12 protein-coding genes are annotated in these 13,346 nt (G+C 31.1%); 3 read left to right on the forward strand and 9 right to left on the reverse strand.

Translation table 11 applies throughout. The annotated features are described in order from the left end of the window. Positions 1-8 precede the first annotated feature (8 nt). Together SJY27_RS09015 and SJY27_RS09020 are read left to right on the forward strand one after the other, a co-directional pair. Entirely contained in the window at positions 9-3,725 is a 3,717-nt protein-coding gene (locus SJY27_RS09015; RefSeq protein WP_397444495.1) for a metallophosphoesterase, read from the forward strand. 10 nt (positions 3,726-3,735) lie between these two features. Continuing rightward, a complete protein-coding gene (locus tag SJY27_RS09020) occupies positions 3,736-4,116 on the forward strand; it encodes a DUF423 domain-containing protein (protein WP_397444497.1) in 381 nt (126 codons plus the stop codon). Here the strand turns inward: SJY27_RS09020 and SJY27_RS09025 are convergent. The 9 genes from SJY27_RS09025 to SJY27_RS09065 all read right to left on the reverse strand — a co-directional run bounded on the left by SJY27_RS09025 (position 4,102) and on the right by SJY27_RS09065 (position 10,458). Next, positions 4,102-4,956: a hypothetical protein gene (locus SJY27_RS09025; RefSeq protein ID WP_397444498.1), complete on the reverse strand. Its 855-nt coding sequence runs from the start codon at positions 4,954-4,956 to the stop codon at positions 4,102-4,104. The genes SJY27_RS09020 and SJY27_RS09025 overlap by 15 nt on opposite strands. A gap of 15 nt (positions 4,957-4,971) precedes the next feature. Beyond that, complete coding sequence (locus SJY27_RS09030; protein WP_397444499.1) at positions 4,972-5,787, reverse strand: TPM domain-containing protein; 816 nt, start codon at positions 5,785-5,787, stop codon at positions 4,972-4,974. Between the two features lie 3 nt (positions 5,788-5,790). Next, entirely contained in the window at positions 5,791-6,225 is a 435-nt protein-coding gene (locus SJY27_RS09035; RefSeq protein ID WP_397444500.1) for a TPM domain-containing protein, read from the reverse strand. A gap of 2 nt (positions 6,226-6,227) precedes the next feature. After that, positions 6,228-6,827 carry a LemA family protein gene (locus SJY27_RS09040; protein WP_397444501.1) on the reverse strand — a complete coding sequence of 200 codons (600 nt, stop codon included), beginning with the start codon at positions 6,825-6,827 and terminating at the stop codon, positions 6,228-6,230. 62 nt (positions 6,828-6,889) lie between these two features. Continuing rightward, the gene (locus SJY27_RS09045) at positions 6,890-7,642 is read right to left on the reverse strand and encodes an SDR family NAD(P)-dependent oxidoreductase (protein WP_397444502.1); all 753 of its coding nucleotides are present in this window, start codon (positions 7,640-7,642) and stop codon (positions 6,890-6,892) included. Positions 7,643-7,650: 8 nt separating this feature from the next. After that, a complete protein-coding gene (locus SJY27_RS09050; RefSeq protein WP_397444503.1) occupies positions 7,651-7,899 on the reverse strand; it encodes a hypothetical protein in 249 nt (82 codons plus the stop codon). A gap of 123 nt (positions 7,900-8,022) precedes the next feature. Further along, positions 8,023-8,733: a VIT family protein gene (locus SJY27_RS09055; RefSeq protein ID WP_397447913.1), complete on the reverse strand. Its 711-nt coding sequence runs from the start codon at positions 8,731-8,733 to the stop codon at positions 8,023-8,025. A 296-nt stretch (positions 8,734-9,029) separates the two neighbouring features. Next, positions 9,030-9,359, reverse strand: a complete 330-nt coding sequence (locus SJY27_RS09060; RefSeq protein ID WP_397444504.1) for a MerR family transcriptional regulator — start codon at positions 9,357-9,359, stop codon at positions 9,030-9,032. 136 nt (positions 9,360-9,495) lie between these two features. Then, positions 9,496-10,458 (reverse strand): M23 family metallopeptidase, encoded by a 963-nt coding sequence (locus tag SJY27_RS09065; protein ID WP_397444505.1) that lies wholly within the window; start codon positions 10,456-10,458, stop codon positions 9,496-9,498. A gap of 162 nt (positions 10,459-10,620) precedes the next feature. Between SJY27_RS09065 and alaS the strand changes: the two genes are divergently transcribed. After that, the gene (gene alaS / locus SJY27_RS09070; protein ID WP_397444506.1) at positions 10,621-13,239 is read left to right on the forward strand and encodes an alanine--tRNA ligase; all 2,619 of its coding nucleotides are present in this window, start codon (positions 10,621-10,623) and stop codon (positions 13,237-13,239) included. Positions 13,240-13,346: the final 107 nt, after the last annotated feature.

Consider the following 13,346-nt stretch of genomic DNA (forward strand, 5'->3'; position numbering starts at 1 on the left):
TTACGGCTATGAAAATTTTGAGAACTTTTTTATTAATTGCTTTTACTATTTTAATGTATGCATGTGCTACCACAAAAATACAGGTAGTAGAAAATCATAGCTACCAAAAACCAAAATCAACAGTTTTACATACATTTTATTTAATAGGTGATGCAGGAAATTCTGACCTTAAACAAAAAGACCCTGCTTTGCAATATCTTGAAAAAGAAATAGAAAACGCAAACGAAAATTCTACTTTAATTTTTTTAGGTGATAATGTGTACGAAAAAGGAATACCCAAAAAAGTAAAAAAGAAAAAGAAGAAGAAAAGAAAGAAATACAAAATAGCCAAACACAGGTTAGCAGTGCAATACGATATTGGTAAGAAGTTTGCTGGTAATACCCTATTTATTCCTGGTAATCATGATTGGTATAGTGGTTTAGAGGGTTTAAAAAGACAAGAAGAATTGGTTGAAGATGCTTTAGGAAAAAATAGGTTTCAGCCAGAAAATGGTTGTCCTCTAGAAAAAATAGAAATTAATGACGATATTAACGTTATTGTGGTTGATACCCATTGGTTTGTAACCAACTGGAACAATCATCCTAATATAAATGATGAATGCGAAATTAAAACCAGACAAAAATTCTTTGATGAATTTGAAGGAATGATAAAAAAATCGCAAGGTAAAACTACACTTATTGCTTTACATCACCCTATGTTTACAAATGGTCCTCATGGAGGTTACTACTCGTTTAAAAGTCATATAAAACCAACTCCTTTGTTAGGATCTGCTTTAAATATTTTAAGAAAAACCTCGGGTGCCACCAATACAGATCAACAAAACGAAAAATACAACGAACTTAGAAGGCGAATTATAACCATTGCCCAAGCAAATGAAAGAGTGCTTTTTGTTTCTGGGCATGAACATAGTTTACAGTACCTTGTAAAAGATAATATTCCTCAAATTGTAAGCGGATCAGGATCTAAACAAACTGCGGTTAAAAATGTAAATGGTGGTGTTTTTGGGTATGGAACTCAAGGTTTTGCAAGACTTGATGTTTACCAAAATGGCGAAGCTACAGTGCATTATTACACATCAAAAGATAAAAAAATAGTTTTTGAAGCCAATGTTTTTAAAGCAGAAAATGAATTTAGTATGGATGAATTTCCGAACACTAAACTCAAAGAAAAAAAAGCATCAGTGTATAATGCAAATGAGGTACATAAAAGTAAATTTCATAAGTTTTTATGGGGTGATCGATATCGAGAATATTTTGGCACAAAAGTAACAGCACCTACTGTTGGTTTAGATACTTTATTTGGTGGCTTAACCCCTGTAAGAAGAGGTGGTGGTCATCAATCAAAATCTTTACGATTGGTAGACAAGCAAGGCAGAGAATATGTAATGCGAGCTTTAAGAAAAAATGCTGTACAATATTTACAAGCTGTTGTGTTTAAAGATCAATATGTAGAAGGCCAATTTCAAGAATCGTTAACGCAACAACTCCTAATGGATGTTTTTACGGGCTCTCATCCTTACGCGCCTTTTACTATTGATAAATTAGCGGAAGCTATAGACATATATCACACCAAACCCACACTATATTTTGTACCTAAACAAAAAACTTTAGAAGAATTTAACGAAGATTATGGTGATGAGTTATATATGATTGAAGAACGTACAGATGAAGGTCATGGAGACAAAAAAAACTTCGGATATTCGAACAATTTAATAAGCACAGACGATTTAAGAAAGAATTTAGCCAAAGACGAAAAATATGTTTTAGATGAACCCAGCTATATTAGAGCTCGACTTTTTGACATGTTAATTGGAGATTGGGACAGACACCAAGACCAGTGGAGATGGGCAGAAATTGAAAAGGATGATAAGGTGATTTACAGACCTGTACCTAGAGATAGAGATCAGGCTTTTTCTATTTTTGGTGATGGTTTTTTACTTGGTTTTTTAACCAATGCTTTGCCTGCTTTAAAAGGTATGCGCTCTTACAATAAAGATTTAAAAGCACCCAAATGGTTTAGCTACTCAGCTTATCCTTTAGATATGATGCTTATTACAAAATCTAATAAAGATGTTTGGGATGCACAAGTAGCTTTAATTCAAAATAAAATTACAGATGCTGTAATTGACAATGCTTTAAATAAAATACCCAAAGAATTACAAGACGAAACTATTGATGAAATTAAAACAAAGCTAAAAGGCAGAAAAAATAATTTACAAAACATTGCGAACAGGTATTACAACTATTTAAACAGCTTTCAAGTAGTAATAGGAACACATAAAGATGATTATTTTGAGATTAATCGTCTTAACAACGGTAATACACATATTACTATTTATAGAATAAAAGATGGCGAAAAATCGGACATTGTATTAGATAGAAATTTTGATTGCGCCATTACTAAAGAAATATGGATCTATGGATTAGATGATGAAGATAAGTTTGTTGTGCAAGGAGAAAACAATAAAAAACATATTGAACTTAAAATTATAGGTGGTTTAGATGAAGATACTTACGATATAAGAAACACCAGAAATCTTAAAATATTCGATCAGAAAAAGAAAAAGAATAAGTTTAAGAAAAACCAAGATGTAAATAAAAAATTAACTAGTGATTACGACACAAACACTTACGATTACACAAAACTTAAAAGTAACACTAAAGCGTTATCACCTGCCATTGGTTTAAACCCTGATGATGGCATAAAATTAGGCATAAAAAGCACCACTATTGTAAATGGCTTTGAGAGAAACCCTTTTACAGCAAAACATCTAATTTCTGGTTTTTATTACTTTGCAACACAAGGTTATGAGCTTAATTATTCTGGTGAATTTGCCAACTTTTTAAACAAATGGAACTTTGCTATTGAGGCCAATTACAACAGCCCAAATTTTGCAAGAAACTTTTTTGGATTTGGCAATAATAGCCCATATTTAGAAGAACATAAAGAGGATGAAAATAGAGACTTTAATAGAGTACGAATTCGTAAATATAATTTAGGAACCTATTTAAAATGGAGAGGCCATTTAGGGGCAAAAATTAAGGCTGGTTTAAATTTTGAAAGTTTTGATGTGCAAAGAACTCCTAGAAGAATTCTAGACACCCCAAAGTTTGCCACAAACAGCAACCTTTTTAATGAAAAGCAGTTTATTACTGCTGAAACTGGATACTATTACCAACATTCAGATAACAAGGCTTTTCCTACTTTGGCGCTTGAATTTGGTTCTAAATTGGGTTACACTTTTAATTTAAACCAAAAAAGAAACTTTGGTTTTAGTTCAACTTCTTTAGGAATTAGCCATAAATTAATACCAAATGGTAAGTTGGTATTAGCTTCTAAAGTTAAGGCTCACTTTATTTTTGGAGATAATTTTGAGTTTTATCAAGCAGCAAATATTGGTGGCAATGAAGGCTTACGTGGTTTTAGAAACGAACGCTTTACTGGTAAAAATTCTTTTTATCAAACTACAGATTTAAGATGGAATATGAGAAGGATTAGAACAGAGCTGTTACCTCTTAATATTGGTTTATATACAGGTTTTGATTATGGTAAAGTTTGGGGAACACCAAACAACTTAATGCCTTTTAATGATGCTACTGCATTTAACACCTCTTATGGTGCTGGTTTGTTTTTTAATGCAGCTGGTTTGTTTGGAGGTAGTGTAGGGTATTTTAAAAGTGTGGATGGATCACGATTTGAATTTAGTTTAGGTTTCGATTTTTAAATAATAAAAAATGAGTCAATTAGCATTAATTACAGGAGCAATTTTTGGATTATTATCAGTTATTTTTGGCGCTTTTGGAGCGCATCTTCTAAAGAAAAAATTAACTCAAGATCAGTTACAAAGTTTTGAAACTGGGGTTAAATACCAAATGTATCATGCAATTGTTATATTAGTTCTCGGGTTTCAACTCAATATTTCTGCAACTATAAATGCGTATATTATTTATGCTTTTATAATTGGTACATTCCTGTTTTCTTTTTCTATTTACGGTTTGGTATTATCATCAGCAAATAACAAAAAACTAAAGTTTTTAGGACCAATTACACCACTTGGTGGTTTATTTTTGGTTTTGGGTTGGGGTTTGTTGTTGGTGACATTAATCAACCTTTAATTCATACAAATTACAACCATCTCCACCATCTTTTTCATCTGTAATATAAAGTGTTTTATTATTTTTAAAACAGATACCTTCTTTTTGAGATTTATATTTTAATTTAATTTTCTCTACTTTTCCGGAAAAGAAATTATCTCCTTGAAAATCAGAAAAAATAATGATATTTTTTTGAGACAATAAGGCTACCTTTTTCTTATTATTAGAAATATCTGCAGCTGTAAACCAGCAATCGTTTTGACTGCAATTATCAAAACTTCCAATTAGTTTAGCTTTATGCTTTCCTTTAGTTGATGCTGGTACTCTATATAAAAATGTTTTTCCATATTGATCATCTACCCTACTTTTTGTAAAGATGTAAAAGTTTTTATTAAAGTAAAAGAAAGCTTCTGCATCAAAAAAAAGTTGGTCTTTTTTGGGTGGAAACTCTTGTTGATTTTCATACTCAAATTTAATTGTTTTAATATCGGCCTTTTTCTCATCAAGGTCTTTTTTCTTAATCTTTAAAATTCGTAAGTTTTTTCTATCATTATCGTTATTGCCAAAATCACCAATATAAATATTCCCTTCATCGTCAGAAGTAATATCTTCCCAGTCTTTATTTTTAGCATCAATATCTATAACTCTTTTTATTTTTCCTTTTTTTTTAGAAACCTCATAAAGTTTAGATTTGTTGCCACCATCATTAATCATCCAAATGGAATTGGTACTTTTTAAAAATTCATTACCAGAAACTTCTTTTAAGTTTTTTGATAAATCTGCAACTATTTTCAGTTGCCCATAATTTTGGCAACTGTTTAACAATACAACAACAGTTATAAGTAGTATATTCTTTTTCATTTATTTTTTTAATTATTACCAACTACCACCTGCTCCACCTCCACTAAAGCCACCACCTCCAAAACCGCCACCAAAGCCACCTCCAAAAGAACCTCCTCCAGATGAGCCACTTCCAAAACCGCCACCAAAAGAACCTCCACCTCTACCAGCATTACTTAAAATGATTGCTTCTAAGATTGATGCTCCAGCAGAACGTCTTCTGTAACCTCTTCCTCCACCTCTATTGTTTCTATTTCCTCTAGAAATGATGATAAAAAAGATAATAATCATAATTATAAAAATGATAACACCAGAATCAAAACTTTTTGCTTCTTTTTTTCGAGTCCCTTTAAACTCGCCATTTAAAGCTTTAAAAATGTAATCAACTCCTTTATCTAAACCTTTATAATAATCTCCTTTTTTAAATTCGGGAATAATTATATTTCTTGTAATATCTCCTATAATTCCAGCACTTAGTATGGGTTCTATGCCATAACCAGGAGAAATCCATATTTTTCGATCATTTTCAGCTAGTAAAATTAAAATCCCATTATCTTCTTTTTCTTGTCCAATACCCCATTTTTGTGCCCATCTTGGCGTAAGAATTCCAATACTTTCATTTTTGGTGGTTTCAATAACAATAACAACAATTTGTGTTGATGTAGAGTCTGAATAACGCACTAATTTATTTTCTAAACTTAACTTTTGGTTCTTAGAAAGCAACTCTGTATAATCGTAAACACTTGTTTGAAATTTTGGCTTTTCTGGTATGGTAAATTGCCCAAGAACTATTTGAGTATAGAAGAATGCTGCAAAAAGGATGAACGGTTTTGTTAACTTTATAAAATTCATGAATTATCTTGAAATTTCGTTAGACAGTTCATTTTCATCATCTATTTGCCAAGGAAAATGAGCTTTTAATTCTTCGCCTGCTTTTAAAACTCCATCAACAAGACCCTGTTTAAAATCACCTTTTTTAAAATGATGTTGTATGCTATCTTTTGTTGTGTTCCAAAAATCTTTAGGTACAACTTGGTTGATTCCTTTATCACCACAAATCACAAATTTTTTATCGTGTACTGCTACATAAATGAGTACCCCATTTTTATCTTTTGTATTGTACATTTTTAACAAATGAAACACCTCTAAAGCTCTTTCATAGTGATCTTTATCTGAAGAAGCTTCAATATGCACACGAATTTCGCCAGACGTATTTTGCTCTGCTATTCGTATTGCCTCAATAATATCTTGCTCCTGCTGTTTTGTAAGAAATTCTTCTACTTTAGACATTGTTATTTTTTACTAAAATCTACTTCAACCGGTTTTTCTGCACCAGCTTCTGCTTGAAAATAAGGTTTACCTTCAAAATTAAACCAACCTGCCAAAATGGAATTTGGAAAAGTTTTAACGTGATTATTATACGGTTTTACTTTTTCGTTAAAACGAGTTCTAGCAGTTAAAATTTGGTTTTCTGTACTTGCCAATTCGTCTTGTAGTTTTAAAAAGTTCTGATTCGTTTTTAAATCTGGATATCTTTCAACAGTAACCAATAAACTTTTTAAAGCCCCACTTAAGCCTCCTTGAACCTTATTAAACTCAGCCAATTGTTGTGGTGTAACTTTAGAAGGATCTATGTTTATAGAAGTTGCTTTAGCCCTGGCATTAATTACATCTGTTAAAGTTCCTCTTTCAAAATCTGCAGCTCCTTGTACTGTTTTTACTAAATTCCCGATTAAATCGTTTCTTCGTTGGTAAGCTGTTTCTACATTTGCCCAAGATTCAGATATATCTTCATTTAGGTTAATTGCGGTATTATTAAATCCTTTTGCAAAGCTGTAAAAAGCGTAACCCAATACAAAAATAATTATTACTGGTATTAACCATTTTTTCATAATTTCTAAATTTTAATTTTTATGTTGATTTTGTTTGTTCAAATTTAACTAATATTTTCAATCTATAAAGATGTTCCACCATCTAATGTAATGGTTTGTCCTGTAATAAACTTAGTATTCTCTGAGGCCAACCAAACTACAGCATCAGCAATTTCATCTGCTTTTCCATAACGTTGCATAGGTATTGTGCTTTTTAAAATGGTATCCATTTCTGGTTTTGCATTTATCAATTGATTTAATAACGCAGACTCTGTATACCCAGGACAAACCGCATTTGCTCTAATGTTTTTTGTAGCATATTCCATTGCAACCGATTTTGTCATACCTACTACTGCAAATTTACTAGCACTATAGCTGATATTATTAGGTGATGCCTTTAAACCTGCCAAAGACGCAATATTTACAATATTACCATAACCTTGCTTTAAAAATTGGTGTAGTGCAACTTTCATCCCGTAAAAAACACCTGTTTGATTTACAGCAATTACTCTATCCCAATCTCGTAAAGTAGCTTCGTGTGTTTTTAATAAATGAGGTCCAATACCAGCATTATTTACAATTACATCTAACTTCCCAAATTTTTCAACAGTTATTGCTATTAAATTTTCAACATCAGCAAATTTTGCAACGTTTGCTTTTATAGGTAGTGCATTTCCTTTATTTGTTACAATTTCATTAGTAACATTTTGGGCTTTTTCTAAATTGATATCAGAAACCACAACAATTGCCTGATGTTTTGCAAAATGTATGGCAGTTGCTCTACCAATTCCTGAACCTGCTCCTGTTACAATAACTACCTTATTTTTTACGTCCATAATGCTGCTTACTTATTGTATTTGGTGTGTTGAATGTTCTTCTGCTCTAAAATTGCATAAAATTTTCGAGGTGAAATTTTTAAGTCTTTGGTTATTTCACTTACTTTTTTCTTCCCTTTTTTGTAAAGTTTTAAATTTGCGTTTACTTTTTTGTTAAAATAGTGTTTTTCTAGTTTTTCAACAATTTGCAACGCTGTAAAATTTGAATCTTTTACGTATTTTTCAATTTCTAATTTAATGTTCGATAAATTACTCATAAGTCTTCTGTTGTTATTTTAGGTTCATGAATTCTCGTCTTCTTTTTCAACAGCTCTTATTTAAAAATCCTTTAGGTTTTGTTTGATAACTACAAATACCTACAACATTTTAATGTATTGATTTTAAAGGTTTACACCAAATAAATAACCTATTAAAGCCGTAATTCCCATAGCTATGGTACCCCAAAATGTAATTCTAGTAACAGATTTTAATATTTTAGAGCCTCCTGTTTTTGCTGAAACACCACCTAAAATAGCTAGAAATAGTATTGATGATGCATAGATTGATAACTCTAATGATTCTAAAGGAAAAAGAAAAACCACTAATAAAGGTAAAGCACCACCAAAAACAAATGAAGCTCCTGAAGCAAAAGCTGCTTGGGCAGGATTTGCTTTTGATATTTCATTAATTCCTAATTCATCTCTTACATGCGCTGCTAAAACATCGTGCTCTGTTAATTCTTTGGCAACAATTAAAGCAGTTTCTTTTTTTAAACCTCTATTCTCGTAAATCTGTGCTAAACTTTGAAGTTCTTCTTCTGGCATTTCTTCTAGTTCTTGCCTTTCTCTTTCAATATCTGCTTTTTCAATATCGGTTTGTGAACTAACAGATACATATTCACCTGCAGCCATTGATAAAGCTCCTGCAACTAAACCTGCTAGAGTTGCTAAAATTATAGGCTCTTTTGTTGCACTAGCAGCTGCCACTCCAATAGCTAAACTAGCCGTAGATAAAATACCATCATTTGCACCTAAAACTGCGGCTCTTAACCAATTACTTCTATGAATATAATGGGTTTTTAAATAATCATCTAAATTATTTTTATCTTCCAACTTTTTTATTTTAATGGCTTTATCAACTACATTAAAGGCTGTTTTTTTAATGTAAGAATTAATGTAAGAATACAATATTATAATGTATAGATCTCAAAAAGCACCTATTTAAGGCTACAAATTTTTGTGATGTTTCTATAAATTTAAGGTGAATAGTATAATAAATTCCACATTTAATATTGCTTCACTCTCCAAATATAACAAAAATATATTATGCATGCATAATATATTGATTTTAGAATACTAATTTGAAATCGTACGTGCGTTTTACAATAAATGAAGAGAATTCAAAAAAACTATAATGAGTTTTTAATTTTAAGCAATTCTGCTTTTACAGCTTCTAGTCTAACAATAATTTCATGATTATTAAAAACACTATCTGGATTTTTTTTCAATTTTAATTTTGCCCCTTCTAATGTAAATCCTCTTTCTTTTACTAAATTATAAATAAGTTTAAAGTTTTTTATATCTTCTTGAGTAAATAAACGATTGCCTTTTGCGTTTTTTTTAGGCTTAATAATATCAAATTCTTTTTCCCAAAAACGAATATGTGATGTATTTACATCAAAAGCCTTGGCAACCTCACCAATTTTGTAATATCGTTTTTCGGGTAAATTTATATGCATTATACAGTAATCAGTAATCAGTAATCAGTAATCAGTAATCAGTAATCAGTAATCAGAACTAAATAAAAATATTAATAATACAAGTAAAGCTGAATGAAATCGTTTTTAAGTAATTGTTTTTAAAAACAACTGTATACTAATCATAAGATTCACTTTCTTCTGATGTTCTTTGTAGGGTTGCAAATTCATCTAAAGATAAATCTCCGTAATAAAAATTTATCGGGTTTACAGCTCTACCATCTTTATGCACTTCATAATGTAAATGTGGTGCTACTGATAAGCCTGTGTTACCCACATAACCAATTAAGTCTCCTCTTTTTACTTTATCACGTCTTTTCACAGCCATTTTACTCATATGAGCATAAACTGTTTTATACCCATAACCATGTTCTATAAAAACTACTTTACCAAAGGTAGTGCTTCTTTGCGCCAAACTTACTGTACCATCTCCAGATGCGTAAATAGGAGTTCCTTTTGGTGCAGTAAAATCCATCCCTTTATGGAATTTATTAATTTTTAATATGGGATGCATTCTCATTTTGTAACCAGAAGCTACATAAAAATCGCCCTTTTTTATTGGAATAATTGCAGGAATTGATGCCAACATTTCTTTCTTTTCTTTTGCCAAAGCAACAATTTCGTCTAAAGATTTAGATTGGACCACCATTTGTTTTGACAATACATCTACCTCTTTGGTTAGTTCTGTAATTAAATCTGAATTCTCAAAACCTTGTAAATTTTTGTATCTGTTTACACCTCCAAAACCTGCTTTACGCTGTTCTTCTGGTATGGGGTTTGCTTCAAAATAACTTCTATAAATATTATTATCTCTTTCTTGCAATTGCGATAAAATCATAGAACTCTCTTCCATTCTTTTATTCAACAACTCATAATGAAACTTCAAATTCTCTAATTCTCTTTCTTGAGCTCGCTCATTTGGCGACATTATAATTTGACTGAACCCAATAAAACCAAAAAAAGCAATCAAAATTACTCCTAAAAAGCTGAATAGTATTTTGCGATAATAATCACCCTTTTTTACAGTAATTTTTCTGTAAGAAAGCGTATCCTCATCATAATAATATTTTACTTTTGCCATATTACTAAATATAGTATTTTTGTGAACGTTTTATAGATTTTTTTTAAAACTATTCGCTGTAAATAACACACAAATCTACAAAATGTTTTACAACTGCTATTTTCGAGCGGTTTTTTTAAAAATAAATTAACACAATCCAACTTGTTGGAAACTTCTTTTTTTATGAAATCACAAGACATTCGCGCTACTTTTTTAAACTTTTTTCAAGATAAAAAACACTTGGTAGTGCCTTCTGCACCAATGGTTACAAAAGATGACCCAACCTTACTATTTACCAATGCAGGTATGGTTCCGTTTAAAGAATATTTTTTAGGAAATGGAACTCCGAAAAAAAACCGTATTACAGATTCGCAAAAATGTTTACGTGTTTCTGGTAAACATAACGATTTAGAAGAAGTGGGTTACGATACTTATCATCACACTTTATTTGAAATGTTAGGTAACTGGTCTTTTGGCGATTATTTTAAGAAAGAAGCCATTGCATGGGCTTGGGAATTGTTAACGGAAGTTTACAAGATTGATAAAGACATTTTATACGTTACTGTTTTTGAAGGTTCTGATGATGCTGATGATTTAGGTATGGATACAGAAGCCTATGATATTTGGAAACAATTTATTGCTGAAGACCGTATTTTAAAAGGAAACAAAAAGGATAATTTTTGGGAAATGGGCGAGCAAGGCCCTTGTGGACCTTGTTCTGAAATTCATGTTGATATTCGTTCTGCAGAAGAAAAAGCAAAAGTAGATGGTAAAACTTTAGTAAACGAAGATCATCCGCAAGTTGTAGAAATCTGGAACTTGGTTTTTATGCAGTATAATAGAAAAGCCAATGGCTCTTTAGAAGATTTACCAAACAAACATATTGATACTGGTATGGGCTTTGAGCGTTTATGTATGGTTTTACAAGATGTTCAATCGAATTACGATACTGATGTTTTTACACCAATTATAAGAGAAATAGAAGCCATTACCAATACTAAATATGGCAAAAACGAACAACAAGATATTGCAACTCGTGTAATTTCTGATCATGTTAGAGCTGTAGCTTTTTCTATTGCTGATGGTCAATTACCAAGTAACACAGGTGCTGGCTATGTAATTCGTAGAATTTTAAGAAGAGCAGTTCGTTATGGTTTTACTTTTTTAGATAAAAAAGAACCTTTTATTTATAGATTAGTTGATGTTTTAAGCAAAAAAATGGGAACAGCTTTCCCAGAAATTAAAGCTCAAAAACAGCTTATAGAAAACGTAATTAAAGAAGAAGAAACTTCGTTTTTACGCACTTTAGATCAAGGTTTGGTTTTGTTAGATGGTATTATTGCATCTGCAAAAACAAAAGAAATTTCTGGTGATAAGGTTTTTGAATTGTATGATACTTTCGGATTTCCTATAGATTTAACTGCTCTAATTTTATCAGAAAAAGGATACACTTTAGACGAAAAAGGTTTTGAAGCAGAATTGCAAAAACAAAAAAATAGATCTCGTGCAGCAAGTGAAATGTCTACAGAAGATTGGACAGTTTTAGTAGATGATGCTGTACAAGAATTTATTGGCTACGATTTTTTAGAAGCCAAAGTAAAAATTACACGATACAGAAAAGTTACGTCTAAAAAAGACGGAACAATGTATCAGCTAGTTTTTAATTTAACTCCTTTTTATGCAGAAGGTGGAGGACAAGTAGGCGATAAAGGGTATTTAGAAAACGCAAATGGCGATGTAATTTATATTATTGATACCAAAAAAGAAAACAATGTAATTATTCATTTTACTAAAAATTTACCTAAAAATGTAAACGATGTTTTTAAAGCTGTTGTTGATAAAAAACAACGTAACAGAACTGAGTGTAACCATACTGCAACTCACCTTTTACACCAAGCATTAAGAGAGGTTTTAGGCACACATGTTGAACAAAAGGGCTCTGCTGTACATTCTAAATATTTACGTTTCGATTTTTCTCATTTTTCTAAATTAACTGTTGATGAATTGCGTGACGTAGAAAACTTTGTAAATGCTCGAATTTCTGGTAAACTACCTTTAGAAGAAAGTAGAAATATCACCATGGAAAAAGCAATAGCAGATGGAGCAATGGCATTGTTTGGCGAAAAATATGGTGATACTGTTAGAGCAATTAAATTTGGTAAGTCTATAGAACTTTGTGGCGGAACTCACGTAAAAAATACCGGTGATATTTGGCATTTTAAAATTAAATCTGAAAGTGCTGTTGCTGCAGGAATCAGAAGAATTGAAGCCATAACCAATGATGCTGTTAAAGATTTTTATTTTGATAACAACAGAACCTTATTCGAAGTAAAAGATTTATTAAACAACACAAAAAATCCTGTAAAAGCGGTTAAAAATTTACAAGATGAAAATGCTGCGCTTAAAAAACAAATTGAGCAATTATTAAAGGATAAAGCACAAAACTTATCTGGCGAAATTAAAAATCAATTGCAAGAAATTAATGGTGTACAATTTTTAGCAACTAAAGTAGATTTAGACGCAAACGGAATTAAAAATTTGGCTTTTGGTTTAGGTAAAGAACATGAAAATTTATTTTTGTTATTTGCGTCTTCACCATCAAAAGAAAAGGCGTTATTGACCTGTTACATTTCTAAAGAATTAGCCAGCGAACGTGGTTACAATGCAGGAACTGTGGTTAGAGAATTAGGAAAACTCATTCACGGAGGTGGAGGTGGACAACCTTTCTTTGCTACTGCTGGTGGTAGAAATCCTGGCGGAATTCCTAAAGTTTTAGAAAAAGCAAAAGAGTATTTGGTATAAGAATTAGGTATTTTGAAAAAAGTAAAAAACAAATCTACATTTATCACCCTTCTAATTTTAATACTTGTAATTTTGGTAGTATTAGGTTTCGGAATTTGGCAAATTAG

This window comes from Polaribacter sp. R77954 (assembly GCF_044595335.1).
Taxonomy (GTDB): Bacteria; Bacteroidota; Bacteroidia; order Flavobacteriales; family Flavobacteriaceae; genus Polaribacter.

What these genes read in the sequence shown, in the direction of transcription:
- SJY27_RS09045 (WP_397444502.1), bottom strand. Translation starts at nt 7,642, where the DNA reads ATGGACGTAAAAAATAAGGTAGTTATTGTAACAGGAGCAGGTTCAGGA.
- SJY27_RS09035 (WP_397444500.1), bottom strand. Translation starts at nt 6,225, where the DNA reads ATGTCTAAAGTAGAAGAATTTCTTACAAAACAGCAGGAGCAAGATATT.
- SJY27_RS09065 (WP_397444505.1), bottom strand. Translation starts at nt 10,458, where the DNA reads ATGGCAAAAGTAAAATATTATTATGATGAGGATACGCTTTCTTACAGA.
- SJY27_RS09030 (WP_397444499.1), bottom strand. Translation starts at nt 5,787, where the DNA reads ATGAATTTTATAAAGTTAACAAAACCGTTCATCCTTTTTGCAGCATTC.
- SJY27_RS09025 (WP_397444498.1), bottom strand. Translation starts at nt 4,956, where the DNA reads ATGAAAAAGAATATACTACTTATAACTGTTGTTGTATTGTTAAACAGT.
- SJY27_RS09060 (WP_397444504.1), bottom strand. Translation starts at nt 9,359, where the DNA reads ATGCATATAAATTTACCCGAAAAACGATATTACAAAATTGGTGAGGTT.
- SJY27_RS09040 (WP_397444501.1), bottom strand. Translation starts at nt 6,827, where the DNA reads ATGAAAAAATGGTTAATACCAGTAATAATTATTTTTGTATTGGGTTAC.
- SJY27_RS09050 (WP_397444503.1), bottom strand. Translation starts at nt 7,899, where the DNA reads ATGAGTAATTTATCGAACATTAAATTAGAAATTGAAAAATACGTAAAA.
- SJY27_RS09020 (WP_397444497.1), top strand. Translation starts at nt 3,736, where the DNA reads ATGAGTCAATTAGCATTAATTACAGGAGCAATTTTTGGATTATTATCA.
- alaS (WP_397444506.1), top strand. Translation starts at nt 10,621, where the DNA reads ATGAAATCACAAGACATTCGCGCTACTTTTTTAAACTTTTTTCAAGAT.
- SJY27_RS09015 (WP_397444495.1), top strand. Translation starts at nt 9, where the DNA reads ATGAAAATTTTGAGAACTTTTTTATTAATTGCTTTTACTATTTTAATG.